This is a genomic window from Vibrio ishigakensis, assembly GCF_024347675.1.
Classification (GTDB): Bacteria; Pseudomonadota; Gammaproteobacteria; order Enterobacterales; family Vibrionaceae; genus Vibrio; species Vibrio ishigakensis.
This window is the reverse complement of record NZ_AP024881.1, coordinates 2,004,828-2,029,482: the sequence shown is the minus strand read 5'-3', so window position 1 is coordinate 2,029,482 and position 24,655 is coordinate 2,004,828. Positions and strand designations below refer to the sequence as shown.

Genomic DNA, 24,655 nt, shown 5'->3' with positions numbered 1-24,655 from the left:
GGATAATTGTTGTCACAATTTCCGCTGGGCCGGCATTCCGGGATGACGTTGGATGATTAGTCGAATACTTCACTTAAATGAAACTCGTCATACCGGAACGCGAAGCTTATCAGGTATCTATAGTACGAACAGACTAACCTTCAAACGCATTAACCCAGTACCGCAACACCCTTACTTTCCAACATACCCACCAAATCAATCAGTGGTAGCCCAATCAGCGTATTCGGGTCTTTACCTTCAAGCCGACTAAACAGCGTAATTCCCAAGCCTTCGCTCTTAAAACTCCCAGCACAATTCAGCGGTTGCTCTTTATCTACATATGCGGCGATCTGCTTATCGGTAAGGTCTCTAAAGTGCACAACAAAGGTATCCAGCTTAGTCTCAGTTGCACCTGTCGATGAATCAAACAGTGCCAGTCCTGTATAGAAGCAGATAGATTTCCCGCTCTGCGCCTTTAACTGAGCAATAGCTTTTTCACGAGTATGCGGTTTACCCAATATCTTGCCATCTACCACGCACACCTGATCCGAACCTATCACTAGGTGGTTGCCTTCGGGTAGGTGACAGGACCTTGCCTTGCCTTCGGCCAAACGAATCACCAACTCCTGTGGAGTTTCATCTTTTAGCGGTGTTTCGTCAAAATCTGGCGAAAGGATCAAAAAGGGAAGTTGGAGCTTTTTTAAAATCTCGGCACGGAATGGCGAGGTGGAAGCGAGAACCAGCTGATAATCGGTCATATCACTACTTAGTGTTGGCTTATTGATTGGCATAAATTAGCAGATTTCTCAGTATCTTGTTGTAGAATAGTAGGGGCTCGCAAAAGATAGATGTGGTGAGGGCATTTCGCTCTATCGAACTCTATTAAATAACGCGCGAGTAAATGTACAAAAAATGATTAATTTTTTGTTGTTTTCCTTTGACTAAATTCAATTTCAAAGATAATATTCGCGCCCTATGCAAAAGGTAAAAATACCGCGAACGGTTGACCCGAGTAAAGCAGCTCAGAAACGATTGGACTACGATGGCATCATCCAAGTCAGTCTGCTCAAGCGCTTGAATGAGTCGGTCGAAAGCGTAAAACGCGATGCAGATGTTCAATTGTCCTTTGGTTTGGATGAACAGCGACTAGTCGTTATCTCTGGTAAAGCTAACGTCGAAGTCGAATTAGAGTGTCAGCGTTGTAATGAGGTTTTCACACACTTGTGTGAAGTTCAATTCGTCTACACACCTAATAAAGGTGAGCAGACTGAAGAGAACGCACCGGAAGAGTACGATTTGGTAGATCTGAACGAGTACGGTGAATGCGACCTAATACAACTAGTTGAAGACGAGTTCATTCTTGGTTTACCACAGGTAGCAATGCACGATCTGTCTGACTGTAGCGTTGATTCAAGTAACTTGGTATTTGGTGAGCTTCCTGAAGAAATTGAGGAATCGAAACCAAACCCGTTCGAAGTTTTAAAAAGCTTAAAAGCACAGACAAAGGAGTAGGGTCAATGGCCGTACAAAAGAGCAAAAAATCACGTTCAATGCGTGGCATGCGTCGTTCACACGATGCGCTAACTACAGCTGCACTATCTGTAGACGCAACTTCAGGTGAAACTCACCTACGTCACAACGTGACTGCTGACGGTTACTACCGTGGCAAAAAGGTAATCAACAAGTAAGGTTGCCTTTTGCGAACGATTACCGTTGCACTTGATGCAATGGGCGGGGACTTCGGTCCTCGCATTACAGTGCCTGCCGCCGTGCAGGCATTGTCTATTTTCCCAGAGCTGAAAGTCATTTTAGTAGGGGATGAATCCCTTATCCTTCCCGAGCTCACCTCTATTGGGTCCTATCCCAAAGACCGCATTCAAATCCAGCACACCGACAAAGTTATTTCTGATGGGGAAAAACCGTCTAGAGCTTTACGTCGTGGTCAGGGTAGTTCGATGTGGGAAGCTATCGATCTTGTTGAATCTCAGCAGGCGCAAGCGTGCGTCAGCGGAGGTAATACTGGCGCTTTAATGGCGCTGTCTCGTTATCGACTCAAACTGCTTCCTGGTATCGAAAGACCGGCGCTTGTTTCATCACTACCTACTCGTAGCGGGCAAAAGGTATGGCTTCTGGACCTTGGAGCGAATGTCTCGGTCGAAGCAGAGCACCTTTTCCAGTTCGCAGTTATGGGCTCAGCACTGGCGGAGCAACACCTAGGCCGCACGCCTCGCGTGGCCATCTTGAATGTGGGCGCGGAAGAGGTTAAAGGGAACGATCTAGTTAAATCTTGCGCGGATATGCTCAGTTCTGCTCACTCCATCAATTACACCGGCTTTGTTGAAGCCCACCAGATCCTTCATGATGAGGCTGATGTGGTGGTTTGCGATGGATTCGTGGGAAATGTGTGTCTAAAAGCGCAAGAAGGGGTGGCAAATCTATTCCTAGAGCACCTTAAGCGCCACTTGTGCCAGTCCAAATTTAAATCTTGGCTAGCAAAAATCTTCTTTGGTGGGTTGATTTCTGACCTCAAACAGATGAACCCCGACCAGTATAATGGTGCAAGTTTGCTAGGATTGCGCGGCATTGTCATCAAAAGTCACGGAAGTGCGGATAAAACTGCTATCATCAATGCAATTCTAGAGGCAGTTCACGAAGTCAAACGACAGGTACCGAGTCGTATTAGTGATCGTTTGGAAACCGTTTTACTCGAGAGGCAACAATAGTCTTCATGTACAGCAAAATATTAGGCACAGGCAGCTATTTGCCTTCACAAGTGCGCACAAATGCAGATTTAGAAAAAATGGTAGATACCAGCGACGAGTGGATCGTTGCTCGTACTGGTATCAAAGAGCGTCGTATTTCAGCGCCAGATGAAACCGTTGCCGATATGGGCTTTATTGCCGCTAAGAACGCAATCGAAATGGCGGGTATCGATAAACACGATATCGACCTGATCATCGTTGCGACCACCAGTGGTAGTCACGCCTTCCCATCATCAGCTTGCCAAATCCAAGGTATGCTTGAAATCCCGGGTTGCGGTGCTTTCGACGTAGCGGCTGCATGTACAGGCTTTGTTTATGCCCTGTCTATTGCAGACCAACATATCCGCTCTGGCATGTGTAAAAACATCCTAGTGATTGGCTCAGACGCACTGTCTAAGTCTGTAGACGACATCGACCGTTCTACCGTTATCCTATTTGGTGATGGTGCGGGCGCTGTGGTTGTCGGCGCGAGCGAAGAGCCGGGTATTCTGTCTACTCACCTAGGTGCAGACGGTCGTTATGGCGATCTTTTAAGTCTAGAGATGCCAGTACGTGGCGGTGAAGTCGATAAGTGGCTTCACATGACAGGTAATGAAGTATTCAAGGTAGCGGTGACTCAGCTTTCACGCCTAGTAACCGATACCCTTAAAGCGAACAATATGGAGAAGGAAGAGCTGGACTGGCTAGTGCCACACCAAGCGAACCTTCGCATTATCTCAGCAACGGCTAAGAAGCTGAGAATGTCGATGGACCAAGTGGTTATCACTCTTGATCGTCACGGTAATACCTCGGCAGCAACCGTACCTACTGCGCTAGATGAAGCAGTTCGTGATGGTCGAATTAAGCGTGGTCAAACCCTGCTTCTTGAAGCGTTTGGCGGCGGATTCACTTGGGGTTCAGCTCTGGTAAAGTTCTAACTTAGAGAGTACCCACGAATAGCAAAGAAGTGCTCAGGCACTTCTTTTTAAATATATAAGCAAAGCTTAAGGACGAATTATGAGCAAATTTGCAATTGTTTTCCCAGGACAAGGTTCTCAAAGCCTGGGTATGTTGGCAGAGCTTGGCGAGCAGCACGAAGTAGTAAAGCAAACATTTGCTGAAGCTTCTGAGGTTCTTGGCTATGACCTATGGGCACTTATTCAAGACGGCCCAGCTGAAGACCTAAACCAAACGCAACGCACTCAGCCTGCACTTCTTGCAGCATCTGTTGCGATCTGGCGCGTTTGGAACGAGCAAAGTCTAGCAACTCCGGAACTAGTCGCGGGTCACAGCCTAGGTGAATACTCAGCACTAGTTTGTGCTGGCGTTATTGATTTCAAAGAAGCGATCAAGCTAGTTGAGCTACGCGGCCAACTAATGCAACAAGCGGTACCAGCAGGTACTGGCGCTATGTACGCTATCATCGGTCTAGGCGACGAAGAGATCGCTAAGGCGTGTGAAGAAGCAGCGCAAGGTGAAGTTGTTTCTCCAGTAAACTTCAACTCTCCTGGTCAGGTTGTTATCGCAGGTAACAAAGATGCAGTAGAGCGTGCGGGCGCACTATGTAAAGAAGCGGGCGCTAAGCGTGCACTTCCACTGCCTGTATCTGTACCTTCGCACTGTGCATTGATGAAGCCAGCGGCTGACAAGCTAGCTGAAGCGCTAGAATCTATCCAGTTTAATACTCCAGCACTGCCAGTAATCAACAACGTTGACGTTGAAGCGGCAACGGATCCAGCGGTAATTAAGCAAGCGCTTGTACGTCAGCTATACAGCCCAGTACGTTGGACTGAGACGGTTCAGTCTATGCACGAGCAAGGCGTAGAGAAACTACTAGAGCTAGGTCCAGGCAAGGTTCTTACAGGCCTGACTAAGCGCATCGTTAAGTCACTAAGTGCGGCAGCAGTAAATGACGCAGCTTCTCTTGAAGCCGCGAAATAATAAGTTTTGGAGCAACGAATAATGAATCTTGAAGGAAAAATCGCACTAGTAACGGGTGCAAGCCGTGGTATCGGTCGTTCAATCGCTGAGACTTTGGTTGAGCGTGGCGCGACAGTAATCGGCACAGCGACCAGCGAGAATGGCGCAGCAGCTATTTCTGAGTATCTCGGCGACAATGGCAAGGGTATGGCGCTGAACGTAACTGATCCTGCGTCTATCGAATCTGTGCTTAAGGCGATCACTGAAGAGTTCGGTCCACTGGACATCTTGGTTAATAATGCAGGTATCACGCGCGATAATCTGCTAATGCGCATGAAAGATGACGAGTGGACAGATATTATGGACACTAACCTGACTTCAATCTTCCGTTTGTCTAAAGCAGTACTACGTGGCATGATGAAGAAGAAATGTGGCCGTATCATCAATGTTGGCTCTGTAGTTGGCACCATGGGTAACCCAGGTCAAACTAACTATGCAGCAGCGAAAGCGGGCGTTATCGGTTTCACTAAGTCTATGGCACGTGAAGTGGCGTCTCGTGGCGTTACAGTAAACACAGTAGCTCCGGGCTTTATCGAAACAGATATGACTAAAGCACTAAACGACGAGCAGCGTGCTGCTACACTGTCGTCTGTACCGGCAGGTCGTTTGGGTGATCCTCGTGAAATTGCAGCAGCTGTGGCGTTCCTAGCGTCTCCAGATGCAGCCTATATCACAGGTGAAACGCTACATGTAAACGGTGGCATGTACATGGTTTAATTTCATGCAATATTGACATGATATAAGTCAATATTGCGTGGAAAATCGGTTAAAATCGCAAAATTGTGGTTTGACCAGCAAGGATGCCCTTGCAACTTTCTTACTTTCGAATAAACTACGCAAAACATCGCATTAAGCGACTTCTTGTATAGGAAATAAAAAATGAGCAATCTTGAAGAACGTGTAAAAAAAATCATCGTTGAACAACTAGGTGTTGACGAAGCAGAAGTTAAGAACGAAGCATCTTTCGTTGACGATCTAGGCGCTGACTCTCTAGACACAGTTGAGCTAGTAATGGCTCTAGAAGAAGAGTTCGACACTGAGATCCCAGACGAAGAAGCAGAGAAAATCACTACTGTTCAAGCTGCTATCGACTACGTAAACAGCGCTCAGTAATTCTCCTTTCAGGCGGTCACTCATGACCGCCTGATTTCTCTTTAGCTATCCCTAGCTACCTTTCTTTTAAATCAAATCAATCCCGGAGTTATATCGTGTCCAAGCGTCGTGTTGTTGTCACTGGTATGGGTATGTTGTCACCGGTAGGCAACACCGTTGAATCTTCTTGGAAAGCCCTGCTATCTGGTCAAAGTGGTGTTTCAAATATTGAGCACTTTGACACTACCGATTTCTCTACACGCTTTGCAGCTATGGTTAAAGACTTTAACTGCGAAGAGTACATGTCTAAAAAAGATGCTCGTAAAATGGATCTATTCATCCAGTACGGCATTGCAGCAGGTGTTCAGGCGCTAGATGATTCTGGCCTAGAAATCACAGAAGAGAACTGCGCACGCGTAGGTGTTGCGATTGGTTCGGGCATTGGTGGCCTTGGTCTAATCGAAAACGGTATCCAAACTCTTACTAACCGTGGCCCACGTAAAGTAAGCCCATTCTTCGTACCATCAACCATAGTTAACATGGTTGCAGGTAACCTATCTATCATGCGTGGCCTTCGCGGTCCAAACATCGCTATCTCAACAGCATGTACTACTGGCCTTCATAACATTGGCCATGCTGCTCGTATGATCGCATACGGCGATGCAGACGCTATGGTTGCAGGTGGTTCTGAGAAAGCTTCTACCCCTATGGGTATGGCAGGCTTCGGTGCTGCAAAAGCGCTTTCTACTAACAACGAAGACCCACAAGGTGCATCTCGCCCATGGGATTCTGGTCGTGACGGTTTCGTTCTTGGTGACGGTGCGGGCATCATGGTTCTAGAAGAGTACGAGCATGCTAAAGCACGTGGCGCTGATATCTACTGTGAGCTTGTTGGCTTTGGTATGAGTGGAGATGCTTACCACATGACCTCTCCAAGTGAAGATGGCTCTGGTGGTGCACTGGCGATGGAAGCAGCAATGCGTGACGCTGGTATCACAGGTGAGCAAGTGGGTTACATCAACGCGCACGGCACCTCAACTCCAGCAGGTGATGTTGCAGAGCTTATGGGCGTTAAGCGCGCACTAGGCGAAGCAGGTGCGGCTCAAGTTAAGGTATCTTCTACCAAGTCTATGATTGGTCACCTTCTAGGTGCTGCGGGTTCAGTTGAGGCTATCATCACAGTGAAAGCACTTCTGGATCAGAAAGCTCCACCTACGATCAACCTAAATGACATGGACCCTCGCGCAGCTGAGCTAGGTATTGACCTAGTGCCAAACGAAGCGAAGGATCTAGACACAGAGTACGCTCTATGTAACTCATTCGGCTTCGGTGGTACTAACGGTTCATTGATCTTCAAAAAGATCTAATCTAACCGTCTAAAAATTCGCTAGAATTGTCAGGTCAGACTCAATTTCGATGAAATTGGCTCTGACCTTTTTTGTTTTTAGCCCTTAGGGAATCAGCCCCATGATATGGATAAATGGCGTAATCTCGGACCAAATAGACGCAACGGACAGAAGTTTTAACTACGGGGACGGTGGCTTTACCACAATCCGCACCATAGATGGCAAACCAGAGCATTGGTCTTTGCATGTCGAGCGAATGCAAGACTGCTTGACGCTACTACAGATACCGCAACCAAACTGGAAACAGGTGCGAGAGTGGGTGGAAACCGCAGCTAAATCTGAAGGGCTTGGCGGTGTAAAACTATTAGTAAGCAGAGGTAGTGGCGGTCGAGGTTACAGTCCGCAGGGAATAAACAAGCCAACCATAGTAATCTCAAACTTTGATTATCCCTCTCACTATAGTTTTTGGCAGCTTGAAGGGATTGAGTTGGGAATAGCTGAGCATAAACTGGGTATCAATCCTTTACTTGCCGGTCGCAAGCACAATAACCGCTTAGAGCAGGTGCTAATGAAAGCCGATATGGAGCAGCAAGATATGCCCGATGGGGTAGTGCTGGATATCAACAACCATATCGTTGAGACTACCATGGCGAACCTTTTCTGGGTTAAAGGCAATACTCTCTATTCCCCTAGCATTGAAAAAGCAGGTGTGGCCGGAATTGCACGCCGATTAGTGATGATAGATGCGCAGAACATGGGACTTAAGGTCATTATTGGCGAGTTCGAGTTAGACCATCTGTTGTCGGCGGACCAAGTATTTATTACTAATGCCATCCTTGGCATCGCTCCTGTCACAAAAATCACCCACAAATCTTTCCCGATAGGTATAATCACTCGTGATCTACAGGAGAGGATTAATAGTGTTTAAAAAGTTATTACTGCTCTGCGTTTGCCTAGTCGTTGTGGCAGCCGGCGCAGTTTTTTATGTCAAGAATCAAATGGATACTTACTTGGGACAAACAGTAAGCATTCAAGAACCTACCCTAGTCACTATCGAATCGGGCACGTCTTTTAATTCCATTTTGCGCCGATTTGAAACCGATAACTGGATTCAATCTGCTGATGCAGATTATGTGGCCAAGCTTATTCGCCGTCTTCACCCTGAGGTGACCCAACTTAAAGCAGGTACCTTCGAGCTTGAGCCAAATCTGAGTTTGAAAGAAGCGCTACTGTCTCTGGTTAATGGTAAAGAAGCGCAGTTTAGTATCACCTTTGTCGAAGGTAGTACCTTTAAAGAGTGGCGCACTCAGTTTGATGAGGCGCCGCACCTAGTGCATTCCACAGTGGATATGTCTGAGCAAGAGATTGCAAAGGAGCTAGGTATAGAGCGTGACAAATTAGAAGGCTTGTTCCTGGCCAATACCTATCACTATACGGTAGGAATGTCCGATCTCGACATTATGCGTCGCGCCAACACTTCGCTTAATCAAACCCTAGAAAAGTACTGGGGCGGGCGTCAGGAGAAACTGCCACTTAAGAATGCCTATGAAGCCCTTATCTTGGCTTCTATTATCGAGAAAGAGACGGCAGTTCCAGAAGAGCGCCCACTGGTTTCTTCGGTATTTGTGAACCGCTTGAATATCGGTATGCGATTACAAACCGACCCGACCGTGATCTACGGTATGGGTGATAAATATCAGGGCAATATTCGTAAGCGTGACCTGCAAACTCCGACCCCTTACAACACCTACACCATCTTTGGTTTACCACCAACACCAATTGCTATGGTGGGTGAAGAGGCGATTGCCGCTTCGGTTGACCCTGATGACAGCAAATATCTATATTTTGTGGCCAGCGGCGAAGGTGGCCATGTCTTTTCAAAAAATCTGCGCGACCATAACCGAGCAGTTCAAGAATATCTAAGAAAGTTGAGGGCGCGTAAGTGAGTCTAGGAAAGTTTATTGTTGTAGAAGGACTGGAGGGAGCGGGTAAGAGTACCGCTATCTCAGCGATTCATGAGGTTCTAAAACAACACGGCGTCACAGAGATCACCTCTACTCGCGAGCCAGGAGGCACTGTGCTTGCAGAGAAGATGCGCGCTTTAGTGAAAGAAGAGACCGAAGGCGAAGAGGTACAGGACATTACTGAGCTTCTGCTTATGTATGGCGCTCGAGTACAACTGGTTGAAACCGTTATCAAACCGGCTCTTGAGCAGGGCAACTGGGTAGTTGGGGACAGACACGACCTTTCTTCTCAAGCCTATCAAGGTGGAGGCCGCCAAATTCCGGCTGAAACTATGGCTTCACTAAAAGCCATTAGCTTAGGCGACTTCGAGCCCGATATGACCTTGTATATGGATATCGACCCAACGCTTGGCTTAGAGCGCGCCCGCGGACGCGGCGAACTAGACCGCATTGAAAAGATGGATATCAGCTTTTTTGAACGAGCTCGCGCGCGATACCTTGAGCTTGCCAATGCTAACGACAATATCCTTATCATAGATGCGAGCCAGAGTATTGAGCAGGTAGCGGAAGATATTCGCGGCAAGCTGAATAATTGGTTAGAGAGTCAATAACCATGTTTGGCATTAGCTATCCGTGGCTGAAACCTACTTGGGAAAAGCTTACTCAAGCCCTTGAACAGGACACTCTTCCGAGTGCACTACTGGTCAGCGCCTCCCAAGGGATGGGTGCCCATGAGGTGATTGACTCTCTGGCTGCAACCTTGCTCTGTACTAACAGTAGTAATGAGCCTTGTGGCTTTTGCCACGTCTGCTCTTTAGTGGAAGCGGGTACTCACCCCGACCTACATCAGGTGTCTCCACTAGAGGGTAAGTCGAGCATTTCTGTGGATCAGATTCGTGACTGTAATCGTTATGCCCTTGAGTCCTCTCAGCTGAACGGCTTGCGAATAATCGTGATTTCGCCCGCAGAGCGCATGACAGAAGCAGCCATGAACGCGCTACTCAAAACCCTAGAGCAACCACCAGAGCAGTGTGTGTTTATCCTAAGTAGCTTTGAACCGCATAGGCTGTTGCCGACCATTAAATCGCGATGCCAACACTGGCATATTGAAGCCCCGATGCTAGATGAGCTGTCTAGTTGGCTAGATAAGCAAGGCGAGGGTAATATGCCTGAGCTATACAAGGTGCTGTGCGCAGGAGCGCCACTACAACTGCTTGAGTTTGGTAAAAAGAATGATGCGTTTGAGCAATCTCTCGCTGCTTTAGAGCAGTTCTTGCAAGCCAACTTTGCTCATCCAAATGACTTTACTTCGGTTGTGTTGAAGGGAGATGCGATTTCATTACTCTCGGCCATCAGTATTTCACTGCTTGAATTGCAAAAGAGCTATTTTGCACCAACTCAGTCAGTAGAGTCGCATCAGACATTGCATTCGCTTAAGTCCAAGCTAGACTACCAGCAAGCATTCGATATGGCTCAAAGGCTAAATCAGCTTGTTGAGCAACTTACCACACACACGGGCTTGAATCAGGAGCTACTGATCAGCCAATGGTTAATAGAAAGTAAGTGCTAACCTATATAGTAGAGCACTAATCAAAGCGCACTCGAGTGCGCTTTTTTAATACGGAAAGATTATGTTTGTAGATTCTCACTGTCATTTAGACAAACTCAATTACGAAGACCTGCATCAAGGCGTAAGCGATGTGATTGCTAAAGCCGCACAAGCAAATGTGAGTGAAATGCTCTCGGTAGGTGTAACCCTAGATGCGTTCCCTAACATGATAGAGATGATCACTCCATTTGATAACGTGCACGCCTCTGCAGGTGTACACCCATTGGATGTTGAGAGTGAGTTTGACCTCGCAACGCTTAAGAAATTTGCCCAGCACCCTAAGGTAGTTGCTATCGGTGAGACAGGACTGGATTTTCATTACAAGCCCGAAACCAAATCCCTCCAGCTAGAGCGTTTTGAGCAACAGATTGACTTGGCCGTAGAGGTCAACAAACCGCTTATTATCCATACCCGACAAGCGCGCAAAGAAACTCTTGACCTGCTGAAGCAGGGAGGGGCAGAGCGTTGTGGTGGCGTTATCCATTGCTTTACAGAAGATCTAGACTTTGCACAGCAAGCTATGGAGTTGGGTTTCTATATTTCTATCTCAGGAATAGTGACCTTCCGCCAGGCAACAGAGCTAAAAGAGGTAGTTAAAGCCATTCCTCTAGAAAGATTGCTGATAGAAACCGATTCTCCTTACCTTGCACCTGTACCACATCGCGGAAAAGAGAACCAACCGGCCTATGTTGTTGAGGTAGCAAGCTATATTGCTAACCTAAAAGAGGCTTCGTTAGGTCAAGTTGCTGAAAAAACCACCCAAAACTTCAAAGATCTTTTTTTGCGGCGCTAAGTTAGTTTTTGTTCAATTAAGGGGCTTAAGCCCCTTTTTTATTCCACTTTCTAATGTTTTTACTATTATTGTTTATGTTTACTGGTTGGGTTTAAAATCGGCGTCACACTGTTTAATGAATAAATTTTTGCCCGAGAAATAAGTAATAATTCGCCTCATAAAACATAAAAAAAACTGATATTTTTCTTATTATAATTAATTAAAACAAAGGTTTATGTTGGACTTGTTGCTGTTAAAAAATCAAAGTTAAGTGTGATCTGGAATGGCTTTTTTAAGATTGGTTTTTGGCGAATGAAGAAAGTTGAGGCGCATCAATATATATTTAGAGGCGAAAAATATAATCCTTCATGTGGTTACATATTTCTGGGTGTCTAACATCGAGGCTACGGGGGTAAGCCGTTAGTACCCATATAATTTAAAAAAATACAATTCAGGAGCATAAACATGTTTAAGAACCTTTTTGCGAGCCTGCAAAAAGTTGGTAAGTCACTGATGCTACCAGTATCGGTACTTCCAGTTGCAGGTATCCTACTAGGTGTTGGTGCAGCCGACCTAGGCTTCATCCCAAGCGTCGTATCTAACCTTATGGAACAAGCTGGTGGCTCGGTATTCGGCCAGATGGCACTTCTATTTGCTGTTGGTGTAGCACTAGGCTTCACTGATAACGACGGTGTTGCAGGTCTAGCTGCAATCGTTGGCTACGGTATCATGGCGGCGACTCTTTCTGTTATGGCAGAAGTAATGGGCGTTGATAAAATCGATACTGGTGTTCTAGGTGGTATCCTTGTGGGTGGTGTGGCTGCATGGTCATTCAACCGCTTCTTCAAGATCCAACTTCCAGAGTATCTAGGCTTCTTCGCTGGTAAGCGTGCTGTGCCTATCATCACTGGTTTCCTAGCTATCGCACTAGGTATCGTTCTAGCGTTCATCTGGCCACCAATCGGTAACGGCATCTCTGCATTCTCTCATTGGGCAGCGAACCAAAACCCACAGGTTGCATTCGGTATCTACGGTATCGTTGAGCGTTCGCTAATCCCATTCGGTCTGCACCACGTTTGGAACGTACCTTTCTTCTTCGAAGCAGGTTCTTGTGTGAACGCAGCAGGCGAACCACAAACTGGCGTACTAACTTGTTACCTAGTTGCTGACGATGCATCTCGTGCAGCAGGCAACGGCTTCGGTCAGCTAGCTGGTGGTTACATGTTCAAGATGTTCGGTCTACCAGCAGCAGCGATTGCTATCGCTCACTCTGCTAAGCCAGAGAACCGCGCTAAAGTAATGGGTATCATGGCATCAGCAGCACTTACCTCGTTCCTAACAGGTATCACTGAGCCTATCGAATTCTCGTTCCTATTCGTTGCACCAGTACTATACGCAATCCACGCTCTACTAGCTGGTTCTGCATACTTCGTAGCGAACACTATCGGTTTCGTACACGGTACTTCATTCTCACACGGTCTAATCGACTTCATCGTTCTGTCTGGTAACGCTCAGAAGCTAGGCATCATGGTTGTTACTGGTCTTGTTTACGCAGCTATCTACTACGTAGTATTCCGCGCAGTAATCAAGGCGATGGACCTTAAGACTCCAGGTCGCGAAGACGAATCTGAAGAAGCATCTACAGTTTCTAGCTCTGAAATGGGTGGCGAACTAGTAGCAGCATTCGGCGGCAAAGGTAACATCACTGGTCTTGACGCATGTATCACTCGTCTACGTGTAGCAGTAGCTGACACAGACGCAGTTGACCAAGACAAACTGAAGCAACTAGGCGCAGCAGGCGTAGTAGTTGTAGCAGGTGGTGTTCAGGCTATCTTCGGTACTAAGTCTGACAACCTAAAAACTGAAATGGATGAGTGGATCCGTAACCACGGCTAATCATTCTCAGTAACCACTGTTTAAAAAGAGGGCTTTAAGCCCTCTTTTTTTGTGCCTAAACAAAGGGTTTCGCAAAACACTCATACTATACATAGCTTTTTGTTATGGAAGCCCTAGCCAGCAAGGGTGTACCGGTTCTCAAAAAATACATCTTCTTGCAAATGACTGACAAAATGTACCGATATTTGGGTAGAATAAGCGCAGTTTGTGAATATTTAAGGGATAGACGGAGTGAATATCGGCAAGTTAGCGCTAGTGACTCTAGTGCTAGGTGGCGTGGCGACCTATGTAGGTGCGGCCAAAGCTGCAGATGTGAAAGTAGGTATGGCGTTTGACCAAGGCCTGAGTGCAGTAGCAAAGTTTGATGACCGTTTTGCACTTTCCATCGGTAACGATGGTATGGCTTTTGATTACCATATCGTTAAAGGTAGCTTTGATCAGGATGTACCTTTTGATTGGTATGTAGGTGCAGGCGGCTGGTATGAGTGGGACGATGATTTCGGTCTGCGTGTGCCACTAGGTCTAGACTGGAACTTTGCATCGAACTGGAATGCTTACGGCCAAGTAAGCCCAGAATGGCAGATCCATGACAAGTCTAAGCTTAAGTTTGGTGCTGCTATCGGTGTAACTTACCGCTTCTAGTTTGAATCCATTAAAAAAGCCGAAGTATCAACTTCGGCTTTTTTGTGTCTGCGAATCAAGCTTACTGCTTGTTCATTGCTTTTCTGATACAGATGGCTGCGCCGCCCCAAGTGATGGCGAGGCCAAGTACCATCATAATGATTGCACCTGTAGTCATATTAAGCCTCCTTCTTGCTAAATGTGTTGATTAGTACCCCAATTACTACAAGCAGAGCAAGCAGGCCCCAGCCTAGAGTAAGTAGATCAGACTGCGCGTAACCGCCGTAGCCGTCAGTCACAGTAGTTTTAAGGGTGTTAAACAGGGTGATAGCTAGTATAGCTGGGCTTACAAACTTCAAGCAGATGTCATACCAACCACCAATCTTAAAGTCAGACACATTGTTTACGTAGTTACGGATGTTAGCGGCTTTCACTACCATTACTACAAGAATAACCTCGATAAAGCATGCCAGTACGATGCCGATCTGGTTAGTGAAGTAGTCGACGAGGTCAAGAAGCAGTAGACCGCCATTGGTAGCAAATGCCAGCGATACTAACGCACCGATACCACACACTAGTGTTGCCGCTTTTTTACGAGCAATCTTGAATTTATCGATAATAGCTGAGGTAACAGCTTCGATGATCGAGATGTGCGAGCTAAGACCTGCAATAGTCAGTGACAAGAACAATAGTGGGCCAAGGATATATGGCGCTGGAAGCTCGTTAATTGCTGCAGGTAGGGTAACGAAGGCTAGGCCAACACCCGCTGAAACAACATCTGTAAGCTCTTTGCTTTGCTCGTGAGCCATAAAGCCAAGGACGGCGAAGATCATGATGCCGGCAAGGATAGAGAAGCCACAGTTGATCAATACCGTCATGAAGGCGTTGTTATTGATGTCTGATTTCTCTGGCAGATAGCTAGAGTACGCCAGCATAATGGCAAAACCGATACTTAGGGTAAAGAAGATCTGACCGTAAGCGGCAGCCCATACCTTAAGATCCATGATCTTGCTGAAGTCTGGTTGGAACAGGTAGTTAACACCGTCTAATGCACCTGGTAGGAAGATAGTACGACCAATCAGTATTAGAACCATGATAAACAGGATAGGCATCATGATCTTAGCGGCACGTTCGATACCTGCTTTAACACCACCCACGATAGCCGAGTAGGTGATCGCCCAAGCGATCAGCATAGTACCGGCAATCTTCCATTGGATAGAGCCAAGGTTAGAAGGTGAGTTGTCACCTAGGTTTAGATATTGGCTAAAGAAGAAGGCGTTGGTATCTGTACCCCAACCTTGGTTGAAAGACATGCCAAGGTAAGAGATAGACCAGCCGATAACTGCAACATAGTAAACAGCGATACAAGCTGCGATACCTACTTGGAACCAACCTAACCATTCAAATTTAGGGTTGATAGATTTTAGTGCTGCTGGTGCAGAACCGCGATACTTCTGACCGATCTTGAATTCCATAATCATGAATGGAATACCGGCTGTTAGCATGGCAAAAATGTAAGGGATAAAGAATGCACCACCGCCGTTCTCATAAGCCATATACGGGAAACGCCAGATGTTGCCGAGGCCGATCGCCGAGCCAACTGCTGCTAGGATGAAGCCGGTTCGGGAACCCCACTGCTCTCGCTTCATGTAAACTCCTTCTCGTTGTGTTCGATATGAAGCCATACACATATTTGAAAAGTATTAGTAACTTTTGCTATCAAAAACTAAAAATGGAAAAGAATAATTGGTCAATAACGGAATTGAATAGTTTTATTCTCTAATAAAGTGTTTTTATATGGATGTATGTTTCAATAGATTTATAGGTTGAGTGAGAAAAATAGAATTAATCACTCATTGGACAGGGCGAGAGTATCGCTTTATCCGTACAGTGGCAAGAATAAATAACTGCGAGGAATAGCTAATAAAGCTAACTTTTGGTTACGAGGTGCGCATTGGGTGGAGGCTTTGTCTGTATTGGTGTAGTAACTTGGTTATATTAACTGCTGAAATTAAATTTGAGAGCCAGATCACCCAAAATAGGGCTAACGGAGTAAACGTCTAGGTAAACGCGACTCCGTTAGTGAAATGTTATTTTTCAGTTATGCGTCCGGTTGAGTATCCCGAGATCAGAAGCTGAAGGTTAAGCCGAGGTTAGCTTGAAACTGAGACATCCAATCGCTCTTAAAGAAGAATTGGCAACTGGTGCTGCTGCTGTCTCCTTCGCAATAAGAGATAGAATCACTATCGACCAGTGTGCCTAGGTAGCGCAGTTGCCCTTGTAGTGCAAAGTTGTCGGTGAACTTGTACTCAAGCCCGGTATACACGCCAGCAGAGAATTTATACTCAGCGTCTACGCGCTGTATATCGATCTGTGTGCCCCCCAGGCTCAATCCAAAGTAAGCCCCCCAGTTTTCCCTAAATTCACTAAATACAGCGCTTTGGAAATGGAGATAACGTACCGTAGAGTCAAGATTAAGGCCGTTGATTGTCACGTCGGAATCTTGTTGAGAATAAAATAGACCAAGACGTCCCTTCTCTACATCGGTCTCGATAGAAATGCCGTAGGCCAGAGCATTATCTATATCTGCATCGTTACCTTCAGCATCCTCAAAGGTGCCACCCATTCCATAACCAACTAGAGGGGTAATATAGACTTCCGCGTACGCGCCGGAACTGAAAGAGGCTAGAGCTACTGCTAGGCCAAGGAGATTTCGATTCATGCCACACCATCCATAGTGAATACCTAGTTCAATTGTGACAGTAACTACATAATTCTGCACGATTTTTTAACAACTCTTGAGCGATTGTCACAACGGTGCTAGAAAATAGATATAACCTTAAGGTATTCAAGGTTTCTTTGTTCACTAAGGAGAGGTATATGGACACTGAACTGAAGATGGCGCTCGCCATAGTAACAACCACCTTCGCGGTTCTAATCGGTTTTGGCATGATGGCTCTGTTTGGCTAACGGCTAGCTATGAATAACAGCGGCTTAATCTGGGGAAACGGCGCGCTATATCAACCTGATGTTTTCTCTGACTACCTCGGTGGTAAGACGGCACTCGTCGCACAAGGAGGTGGGCAGAGAGGCATCTTTACTGCAGGCGTTTTAGACGCCTTTCTCTATTCTAACTTCGACCCGTTCCACACCTTCTTTGGTACCTCTGCTGGGGCCATGAACCTCTGCGCTTATCTATGCAGGCAACCTGAGTTGGGTAAAGCATTCTTGTTAGATCTGACAACGGACGACAAGTTCTTCAACCTGTTTAGCTTCATTCGCCAAAAACACTATATCGGTCTGGACTGGGCGCTAGATAAGATATGTCATGCGCCGTACAAGCTTGATGTGGATATGGGGCGCGAGATGCTTTACGGGCGCACCGCCTATGCGGCAAGCACTCGTGTTGAAGAGTTTAAGGATGCCTATCTCCCTATGCTTGAGCATAATTGGATCGATGTTCTAAGAGCCAGTTGTGCTATCCCAAATCTGGTATCCCGCGCAGTAAATATTAATGGTGAGCATTATGTCGATGGCGGGGTGTCGGCCTCAGTGCCGGTTCAGGAAGCGTGGCGACGAGAATCGAGAAGTATCATAGTGATACGAACTGAAAAACCCGAGCATCCGCTGTTAGATACTCCGACTATGCCGGTACCTGTTGATGAAGAGTGGTACAAAAGGCCAGTGGAGGCGGTGCAAGGCTTGTGGCGCGACGCACTTGGACAGGGAAGAAAGAGTTTCGGTGAGTTTCTCGATGAGAGGATAGAGCAAAGCAAGCTTAAGCAGAAAAGCCCGGGCGTGGATATGCTAAACGGTGGACGTTGGCTGTTTGGGGCCGATAATGTCTATCGAGTGGCACATTTGCTGGGTAACGAGTTTGAAGCGGGTTTGGCAGATATGTTGATGATCCATTATCAGACTTACGCACTGACTCAAGACTTTATCGCGAAACCACCGTCTGATTGCTATGTGATGCAGATTATCCCAGAGCAACCACTTCGCTGTTCGACCCTGATGAGCAGTGTTGATGATCTACTGTTTGACTACCAGCAAGGTCTCAATTCTGGCTATCGCTTTATTGATGAATACCAAAGCACGAAGAAATTGGTTAAAGTGTGCAACCCAGTTTGATCTGGGTCTGCCTTCGAAAAAGAATACTGCGCGATAAGTGAGCAGGCTCACGCCTTTGTATGACTACGCTTCACATTTGTTTCGAGGTGTAAAAAAATAGCACATAGGCGTATCCGGAGGCTATATGTACACGTCACAACCAGGCCACATCGATTATATCAAGCAAGTGAATGCTGGAAGGGTCTACCAACTGATTGATCAGTTTGGTCCTATTTCGCGAATCGACTTGTCAAAGCTCAGTGCGTTAGCACCGGCGAGTATCACCAAAATCACCCGTGAGCTTATCGACGCTCACCTTGTGCACGAGACCATAGTGCAAGAGGTGACTAGTCGAGGCCGTCCAGCGGTCGGGCTACAGACTAACAATTCGGGTTGGCAATTTCTCTCTATGCGTCTAGCGCGAGGCTATCTCTCTATCGCTTTGCACGAATTGGGTGGTGACGTTATTGTCCAAAGCCAAGTGGAGATAGAAGAGCTGCATCAAGACGATGTACTCAAGCGCCTTATCCTAGAAATACATCGTTTCTTTGAACAGCAATCTGCACACCTAGAGCGTGTTACCAGTATCGCTATAACCTTGCCAGGCTTGGTTCACTCCGAGAGTGGGGTTGTGTTGCAGATGCCATATTACGATGTGGAAAGGCTAGAGCTTGGCCCTGCGGTGTTTAAAGAGACCGGACTTCCGGTATTTATTGCCAACGACACCCGTGCTTGGGCATTGGCTGAAAAGCTGTTTGGTAACTCTCAGCAAAACAAGAACTCAGTGCTTATCTCGGTTCACAACGGTTTAGGCGCAGGTATCATTCTAGAGGATAAGCTTCTGGAAGGTCGCTTGGGTAACGTGGGTGAGCTTGGCCATATTCAGATAGATGCTAACGGTAAACAATGTCACTGTGGCAATACTGGTTGTCTTGAAACCGTTGCCAGTGCGCGCGCTATCGTGCGTCAAGTGCGTGGGCTTATTCAGCAAGGAGAAAAAACCTCACTGACTGTTGAAGGCCTCACTGTGGTGGGCATCTGTGAAGCTGCCAATCAGGGCGATCCGCTAGCACTGTCCGTGATTAAAGAGCTAGGTCAAAATCTGGGGAAAGCTGTGGCGCTGGTAGTGAATATGTTCAACCCAGAGAAGGTGCTCATCGGCGGTGATATCAATGCTGCTAAAGACCTCCTGCTTCCAGAGATTTTTAACTGTGTGAAACAGCAGGCCTTGCCTATCTATTGCCAAGATCTAGAGATAGTGTCATGTCGCTTTATTAAGAACGCCACCATGCCAGGTGCGGCGCTGATCAAGCAGGCTCTGTATGATGGCGAGCTTTTGATGCGTGTTGTTGAGGGCTAGTGTAGCGAGCTTAGTTCAGGGAGAGGGTGTGATAGCTCCTCTCCCACATCCAGCAGCATATGATCGTAGACCCTAAAGATCACCAGCGATAAAGCCTCGCATTCGTTCATCACCTCTTGCTGTGTCAGCCTTTGTAAACCACCATTCGAATCCACTACCTCATCTAACCAACGCATAGCGGTAGCTGAACTTGGCGCGCTCACAGTGAGTGGTGCAATGAGTCCAAGTTGGTTGAGCTTTCTTTGTAGCAGCCGAGCTTTTAGTGTCACCCTATCTAAAGCCTTTGGGTTGTCGTCCAGATAATCAGCAAAGGCGATTTGAAAGCGGGTGAGTGCGTCTAGACTATCGATAATATGATTCCACTGGGCCGAATAGCGCTCGCTCAGGTCATATTTTTCCGATTCGATGAGCCAACTCAGGGTCATTTCGTCTATTAAATACAGGCAGACGCGTATCGACTTACTATGGCTCATCTGACTGCGACTCGGCGTCATTTCAGGCCAGTTTCCTAGCAGTATCCGAACCTGTTTCCTGAGTAACCTGAGCATTGGCCTTTTACTCATCTCCGCATTAGATAACAGCGCAGATATGGTATCTACGATACGATGCTTAAGCTCATTGCATTGGGAGGGAGGAATATCGCACACACAAAGATGAGTATGAGCTAAGGTACGATGCTCGCGCAAAAGCTCAATCAGGTTTCTAAGCTCGCAGATAAGCTGGTACTTGCGGTCGCTCTGTCGCACTTGTTGCCCATGTCTAACAAGCAGGGTAACGACTAACAAGGCGCACAAGCTGGCACTGATCACGATAAACATGGCGAACTCCTTTTCAACAACATGCTGAGCTAATAAACAGGTTGCACAAAGCGTGCCATGCTAAATCCAGAGTAACTCATTGAATATACGCCATAAATAGAACTCTGTTGCCCAGTTTTGGTGCAATTTGGCATTATCAGGGCACAAAAAAACCGGCTACGAAGAGCCGGTTTTATTATTCAATGACAGCGAGATTACATCACGCGCATGCCAGGCTTAGCGCCTTCGTGTGGCTCAAGGATCCACAGATCTTCGCCACCTGGACCCGCAGCCAGAACCATGCCTTCAGACATACCGAATTTCATCTTACGAGGCTTAAGGTTTGCCACCATTACGGTGTGCTTACCTACAAGATCCTCTGGCTTATACGCTGATTTAATACCAGCAAACACCTGACGAACTTCACCGCCAATATCCAGTTGTAGCTTAAGAAGTTTGTTTGCCTTTGGCACCTCTTCGCACTCAACAATCTTGGCAATACGAAGGTCAACCTTAGCGAAATCATCAAATTCGATCTCGTCTGCGATTGGCTCTTTAGTCAGCTCAGTTTCCGTTTTTGCTGCCTCAGCTTTTTCTTTCGCCGCTGCTTCTGCCGCTGCATCTTCTTTCGATGCTTCGATCATAGCTTCAACCTTTTTAGGGTCGATACGGCTAAACAGTGCTTTGAACTTAGTGATCTCATGACCCGTTAGTGGAGCACTGATGTTTTCCCAAGTCAGTTTTTGGTTTAGGAAGGCTTCAGTGCGAGCCGCAAGCTCAGGCATTACTGGCTTCAAGTAAGTGATAAGCACGCGGAACAGGTTGATACCTACAGAGCAGATATCTTGCAGTTCTTGGTCTTTACCTTCTTCTTTCGCCACAACCCAAGGTGCTTTCTCATCCACGTATTGGTTTGCTTTGTCAGCCAGTGCGGTGATTTCACGGATAGCACGACCAAATTCGCGAGTCTCGTATAGCTCAGCGATACGGTCAGCAGCATCAACAAACTCTTGGTATAGAGCAGGCTCAGCAAAGGTATCAGAAAGCTTGCCTTCGAAGCGCTTGGTGATGAAGCCTGCGTTACGAGAAGCAAGGTTCACGATCTTGTTAACCACGTCAGAGTTCACACGCTGGGTGAAGTCTTCAAGGTTAAGGTCAAGGTCGTCGATACGGCTGTTTAGCTTAGCCGCGTAGTAGTAGCGAAGACACTCTGGGTCTAGGTGGTCTAGGTAAGTGCTTGCCTTAACAAAGGTGCCTTTAGACTTAGACATCTTAGCGCCGTTTACGGTTACATAACCGTGTACGAATACGTTGTTTGGCTTACGGAAACCTGCGCCTTCTAGCATTGCTGGCCAGAATAGAGAGTGGAAGTACACGATATCTTTACCGATGAAGTGGTAAAGCTCAGTGCTGCTGTCTTTCTTCCAGTACTCGTCAAAGTCTAGGCCTTCGGTCTTGTTACATAGGTTCTTGAACGAAGCCATGTAGCCAACCGGTGCGTCTAGCCATACGTAGAAGAACTTGTCTTTTTCGCCTGGGATCTCGAAGCCAAAGTATGGTGCGTCACGAGAGATATCCCACTGTTGTAGGCCAGATTCGAACCACTCTTGCATCTTGTTCGCTGTTTCAGCTTGAAGCGAGCCAGAGCGAGTCCACTCTTGAAGCATGCTTTCAAACTGAGGCAGGTCGAAGAAGAAGTGCTCAGAGTCTTTCATGATAGGTGTTGCACCAGAAACCGCTGACTTAGGATTAATTAGGTCAGTAGTGCTATAGGTTGCGCCACAGTTGTCACAGTTATCACCGTATTGGTCTTCAGATTTACACTTAGGGCAGGTACCCTTAACAAAGCGATCTGGAAGGAACATTTCTTTTTCTGGATCAAACAGTTGCGAAATAGTACGGGTGCTAATAAAGCCGTTTTTCTTCAGCTCAAGATAGATCTGAGAAGCCAGCTCGCGGTTCTCTTCACTGTGAGTGCTGTGATAGTTGTCGAAGCTGATGTTGAAACCAGCGAAATCTTTCTGGTGTTCTTCGCTAACCGCGGCAATCATCTCTTCTGGGCTGATGCCCATCTGCTGAGCCTTAAGCATGATTGGAGTGCCGTGTGCATCGTCAGCACAGATAAAGTTAACCGTGTTGCCACGTAAGCGTTGGTAACGCACCCAAATATCAGCTTGAATGTGCTCTAGCATATGACCAAGGTGGATTGAACCGTTGGCGTATGGCAGTGCACAAGTGACAAGCATTTTTCTTAATTCTGTAGTCATACTTTACTTTTCGCAGATAGGTTACATTTTGGGTCGCTATATTACCCCAAGCCCGACTCTACGGAAAGGATCAACATATAAAACCACAGTGCTTTCATGGCTGATTTTTCTCTGATAGCGCACTATGATGGTTAAAAAAGGAAGCATTTATGTCTGAATCTCTACAAAGTATTCAAAGCTGGCTCAATCAGTTTTCTCATCCTCTGCTTATCGAAGAGTGGGCCAGCGTTCAGGGTGTGGTTACCCTTGATGAAAGCAGTGTCACTGCGACCATCGAATTTCCGTTTAAGCTCAACAGCCTAGAACAAGATCTAGAAACCTGGCTTATTCAAAATCCGCTGCCTCAGTGGGAAACCAAGATCACCAGTACCTGCAAAGCACTAGACTCTGTTGTTCCTTCAAATCTCAATCAGGTTAAGAACGTGATTGCGGTTACCTCAGCCAAAGGTGGGGTGGGTAAATCTACCACCGCAGTCAACCTAGCTTTAGCCATTGCGCAAAATGGTGCCAAAGTCGGCGTTCTAGATGCGGATATCTACGGTCCATCCATTCCACTCATGTTTGGCAGTCAAGGCTCGCAGATGGAAGTGGTTGACGGTAAATGGATGCAGCCTATCGTTGCTCTAGGTGTTCAAACACAATCTATCGGTTACTTGATGGGTGATGATGAAGCGACGGTTTGGCGTGGTCCTATGGCCTCAAAAGCCCTGGCTCAGCTCCTGCAGGAGACTCAGTGGCGAGAGCTAGACTATTTGATTATCGATATGCCACCGGGCACGGGTGATATCCAGCTTACTCTTGCTCAGCAGATCCCGCTCACCGCAGCTATCGTAGTGACCACTCCGCAAGATGTGGCGCTAGCAGATGCCTCTAAGGGGATCGCTATGTTTGATAAGGTGGAGGTACCTGTATTGGGCATTGTCGAGAACATGAGTTACCACATCTGTTCAAACTGTGGTTCTAAAGAGCATATCTTCGGTACTGGAGGCGCGGCTAAACTGGCTCAAGAAAAAGGCGCGGCGCTATTAGGTCAGATCCCACTGCATGTGAATGTCCGTCAAGATGTCGACCAAGGCTTCCCAAGCGTGCTCAATCCGCAGTCGGGAGAGCAAGCATCCCACTACCTTGAGCTTGCCGAGCAGGTAGTAAGCCGTTTGTATTGGACCGGCAAACCTAAGCCTGACACCATCCAATTCGTGGCGGTTTAAGCTCTACTTACCAGCTAGATTATTCGGGCAGGCTCTAAACTGTCCGAATAATGCGCAACTATTCTGTATTCTTATATAAGCGCTGGTATCAAATTATTTCCCTCCCTATAATTACACGGTTTACTAGCCGAATTTTATTCTTCAAGGTCATTCAATGTCTGATAATAACCAATGTGTAATTGTGGGGATTGCTGGTGCATCCGCTTCCGGTAAAAGCCTGATTGCAAGTACGATTTATAATGAGTTGCGTGCCAAGGTTGGCCCAGACCAAATCGGTGTCATTACGGAAGATAGGTACTACAACGACCAAAGCCATCTGAGTATGGAAGAGCGTGTAAAGACCAACTATGACCACCCGAAAGCCCTAGACCATGACCTTCTGTGTGAACACCTGCAATCACTTATCGCAGGTAACTCGGTTGAAGTACCAGAGTACAGCTACTCTGAGCATACCCGCACAGCGAATACAGAAACCATGACCCCGAAGAAGGTAATCATCCTTGAGGGTATCCTGCTTCTTACTGACCCGCGCCTTCGTGACATCATGCACGCGAGTGTATTTATGGATACTCCGCTTGACGTATGTCTGCTGCGCCGCGTTAAGCGTGACGTAGAAGAGCGTGGCCGTACCATGGAGTCGGTTCTGGATCAGTATCAGAAAACCGTTCGTCCTATGTTTATGCAGTTTATCGAACCTTCAAAGCAGTACGCGGACATTATCGTTCCTCGTGGTGGTAAGAACCGTATCGCCATTGACGTACTTAAGGCTCATATTGCTAAACTACTGAAATCTTAGTAGTTTGTAGAAATCTGCCATGAGGTAAGTGAAAACTATTACTTACAAGCCTCAGTTTTTGGTCTTCAATTAAATGGCACTTTAACAGTGCCATTTTTTGTTTGTGATTCGTCTTAG

General features: G+C 46.8%; 26 protein-coding genes. 20 read left to right on the top strand and 6 right to left on the bottom strand.

Features of this window, described 5'->3' with window-relative positions:
* Positions 1 to 149: 149 nt before the first annotated feature.
* Positions 150 to 737, bottom strand: a complete 588-nt coding sequence (locus tag Pcarn_RS09220; RefSeq protein ID WP_261835663.1) for a Maf family protein — start codon at positions 735 to 737, stop codon at positions 150 to 152.
* A gap of 217 nt (positions 738 to 954) precedes the next feature.
* Here Pcarn_RS09220 and yceD point away from each other — a divergent pair, with 217 nt between their 5' ends.
* From yceD to Pcarn_RS09145, 15 genes are all read left to right on the top strand, one after another.
* Complete coding sequence (yceD, locus tag Pcarn_RS09215) at positions 955 to 1,491, top strand: 23S rRNA accumulation protein YceD (protein WP_261833577.1); 537 nt, start codon at positions 955 to 957, stop codon at positions 1,489 to 1,491.
* Between the two features lie 5 nt (positions 1,492 to 1,496).
* Positions 1,497 to 1,667 (top strand): 50S ribosomal protein L32, encoded by a 171-nt coding sequence (gene rpmF / locus Pcarn_RS09210; protein ID WP_017051312.1) that lies wholly within the window; start codon positions 1,497 to 1,499, stop codon positions 1,665 to 1,667.
* A 9-nt stretch (positions 1,668 to 1,676) separates the two neighbouring features.
* A complete protein-coding gene (gene plsX, locus Pcarn_RS09205; RefSeq protein ID WP_261833576.1) occupies positions 1,677 to 2,702 on the top strand; it encodes a phosphate acyltransferase PlsX in 1,026 nt (341 codons plus the stop codon).
* A 5-nt stretch (positions 2,703 to 2,707) separates the two neighbouring features.
* Positions 2,708 to 3,658 carry a beta-ketoacyl-ACP synthase III gene (locus Pcarn_RS09200; protein ID WP_261833575.1) on the top strand — a complete coding sequence of 317 codons (951 nt, stop codon included), beginning with the start codon at positions 2,708 to 2,710 and terminating at the stop codon, positions 3,656 to 3,658.
* Between the two features lie 79 nt (positions 3,659 to 3,737).
* Positions 3,738 to 4,661 (top strand): ACP S-malonyltransferase, encoded by a 924-nt coding sequence (gene fabD, locus Pcarn_RS09195; RefSeq protein ID WP_261833574.1) that lies wholly within the window; start codon positions 3,738 to 3,740, stop codon positions 4,659 to 4,661.
* A gap of 21 nt (positions 4,662 to 4,682) precedes the next feature.
* Positions 4,683 to 5,417, top strand: coding sequence for a 3-oxoacyl-ACP reductase FabG (gene fabG, locus Pcarn_RS09190; RefSeq protein ID WP_261833573.1), 735 nt, complete (start codon positions 4,683 to 4,685; stop codon positions 5,415 to 5,417).
* Between the two features lie 162 nt (positions 5,418 to 5,579).
* Positions 5,580 to 5,813 carry an acyl carrier protein gene (gene acpP / locus Pcarn_RS09185; RefSeq protein ID WP_261833572.1) on the top strand — a complete coding sequence of 78 codons (234 nt, stop codon included), beginning with the start codon at positions 5,580 to 5,582 and terminating at the stop codon, positions 5,811 to 5,813.
* Between the two features lie 95 nt (positions 5,814 to 5,908).
* A complete protein-coding gene (gene fabF, locus Pcarn_RS09180) occupies positions 5,909 to 7,159 on the top strand; it encodes a beta-ketoacyl-ACP synthase II (protein WP_261833571.1) in 1,251 nt (416 codons plus the stop codon).
* 100 nt (positions 7,160 to 7,259) lie between these two features.
* Complete coding sequence (gene pabC, locus Pcarn_RS09175) at positions 7,260 to 8,066, top strand: aminodeoxychorismate lyase (protein WP_261833570.1); 807 nt, start codon at positions 7,260 to 7,262, stop codon at positions 8,064 to 8,066.
* On the top strand, positions 8,059 to 9,084 hold the full coding sequence (gene mltG / locus Pcarn_RS09170; protein ID WP_261833569.1) for an endolytic transglycosylase MltG: 1,026 nt from the start codon (positions 8,059 to 8,061) through the stop codon (positions 9,082 to 9,084). Before pabC ends, mltG begins: the two co-directional genes overlap by 8 nt.
* Positions 9,081 to 9,713 carry a dTMP kinase gene (gene tmk / locus Pcarn_RS09165; RefSeq protein WP_261833568.1) on the top strand — a complete coding sequence of 211 codons (633 nt, stop codon included), beginning with the start codon at positions 9,081 to 9,083 and terminating at the stop codon, positions 9,711 to 9,713. The genes mltG and tmk overlap by 4 nt, the downstream gene beginning before the upstream one ends.
* Positions 9,714 to 9,715: 2 nt before the next feature.
* The gene (gene holB / locus Pcarn_RS09160) at positions 9,716 to 10,672 is read left to right on the top strand and encodes a DNA polymerase III subunit delta' (RefSeq protein ID WP_261833567.1); all 957 of its coding nucleotides are present in this window, start codon (positions 9,716 to 9,718) and stop codon (positions 10,670 to 10,672) included.
* Between the two features lie 61 nt (positions 10,673 to 10,733).
* Positions 10,734 to 11,504, top strand: coding sequence for a TatD family hydrolase (locus tag Pcarn_RS09155; protein ID WP_261833566.1), 771 nt, complete (start codon positions 10,734 to 10,736; stop codon positions 11,502 to 11,504).
* 444 nt (positions 11,505 to 11,948) lie between these two features.
* Complete coding sequence (ptsG, locus tag Pcarn_RS09150; RefSeq protein WP_261833565.1) at positions 11,949 to 13,379, top strand: PTS glucose transporter subunit IIBC; 1,431 nt, start codon at positions 11,949 to 11,951, stop codon at positions 13,377 to 13,379.
* Between the two features lie 231 nt (positions 13,380 to 13,610).
* Positions 13,611 to 14,021, top strand: a complete 411-nt coding sequence (locus Pcarn_RS09145) for a hypothetical protein (protein WP_261833564.1) — start codon at positions 13,611 to 13,613, stop codon at positions 14,019 to 14,021.
* 61 nt (positions 14,022 to 14,082) lie between these two features.
* Here Pcarn_RS09145 and Pcarn_RS09140 read toward each other — a convergent pair whose 3' ends face one another.
* The 3 genes from Pcarn_RS09140 to Pcarn_RS09130 form a co-directional block, all read right to left on the bottom strand.
* Positions 14,083 to 14,178 (bottom strand): MetS family NSS transporter small subunit, encoded by a 96-nt coding sequence (locus tag Pcarn_RS09140; RefSeq protein WP_261833563.1) that lies wholly within the window; start codon positions 14,176 to 14,178, stop codon positions 14,083 to 14,085.
* A gap of 1 nt (position 14,179) precedes the next feature.
* Positions 14,180 to 15,649 carry a sodium-dependent transporter gene (locus Pcarn_RS09135; protein ID WP_261833562.1) on the bottom strand — a complete coding sequence of 490 codons (1,470 nt, stop codon included), beginning with the start codon at positions 15,647 to 15,649 and terminating at the stop codon, positions 14,180 to 14,182.
* Positions 15,650 to 16,128: 479 nt separating this feature from the next.
* Entirely contained in the window at positions 16,129 to 16,722 is a 594-nt protein-coding gene (locus Pcarn_RS09130; protein ID WP_261833561.1) for a porin family protein, read from the bottom strand.
* Between the two features lie 158 nt (positions 16,723 to 16,880).
* Here Pcarn_RS09130 and cydH point away from each other — a divergent pair, with 158 nt between their 5' ends.
* From cydH to mlc, 3 genes are all read left to right on the top strand, one after another.
* Entirely contained in the window at positions 16,881 to 16,970 is a 90-nt protein-coding gene (gene cydH / locus Pcarn_RS09125) for a cytochrome bd-I oxidase subunit CydH (RefSeq protein WP_261833560.1), read from the top strand.
* Between the two features lie 9 nt (positions 16,971 to 16,979).
* Positions 16,980 to 18,131, top strand: coding sequence for a patatin-like phospholipase family protein (locus tag Pcarn_RS09120; protein ID WP_261833559.1), 1,152 nt, complete (start codon positions 16,980 to 16,982; stop codon positions 18,129 to 18,131).
* 124 nt (positions 18,132 to 18,255) lie between these two features.
* Complete coding sequence (gene mlc / locus Pcarn_RS09115) at positions 18,256 to 19,470, top strand: sugar metabolism global transcriptional regulator Mlc (protein ID WP_261833558.1); 1,215 nt, start codon at positions 18,256 to 18,258, stop codon at positions 19,468 to 19,470.
* On the opposite strand, the gene Pcarn_RS09110 is transcribed toward mlc, so the two are convergent.
* On the bottom strand, positions 19,467 to 20,288 hold the full coding sequence (locus Pcarn_RS09110; RefSeq protein ID WP_261833557.1) for a hypothetical protein: 822 nt from the start codon (positions 20,286 to 20,288) through the stop codon (positions 19,467 to 19,469). The genes mlc and Pcarn_RS09110 overlap by 4 nt on opposite strands.
* Positions 20,289 to 20,482: 194 nt before the next feature.
* Positions 20,483 to 22,534 (bottom strand): methionine--tRNA ligase, encoded by a 2,052-nt coding sequence (gene metG, locus Pcarn_RS09105; RefSeq protein WP_261833556.1) that lies wholly within the window; start codon positions 22,532 to 22,534, stop codon positions 20,483 to 20,485.
* A 149-nt stretch (positions 22,535 to 22,683) separates the two neighbouring features.
* On the opposite strand from metG, the gene apbC reads away from it, so the two are divergent.
* A complete protein-coding gene (gene apbC / locus Pcarn_RS09100) occupies positions 22,684 to 23,742 on the top strand; it encodes an iron-sulfur cluster carrier protein ApbC (RefSeq protein WP_261833555.1) in 1,059 nt (352 codons plus the stop codon).
* 154 nt (positions 23,743 to 23,896) lie between these two features.
* Positions 23,897 to 24,538 (top strand): uridine kinase, encoded by a 642-nt coding sequence (gene udk / locus Pcarn_RS09095; protein WP_261833554.1) that lies wholly within the window; start codon positions 23,897 to 23,899, stop codon positions 24,536 to 24,538.
* Positions 24,539 to 24,655 lie beyond the last annotated feature (117 nt).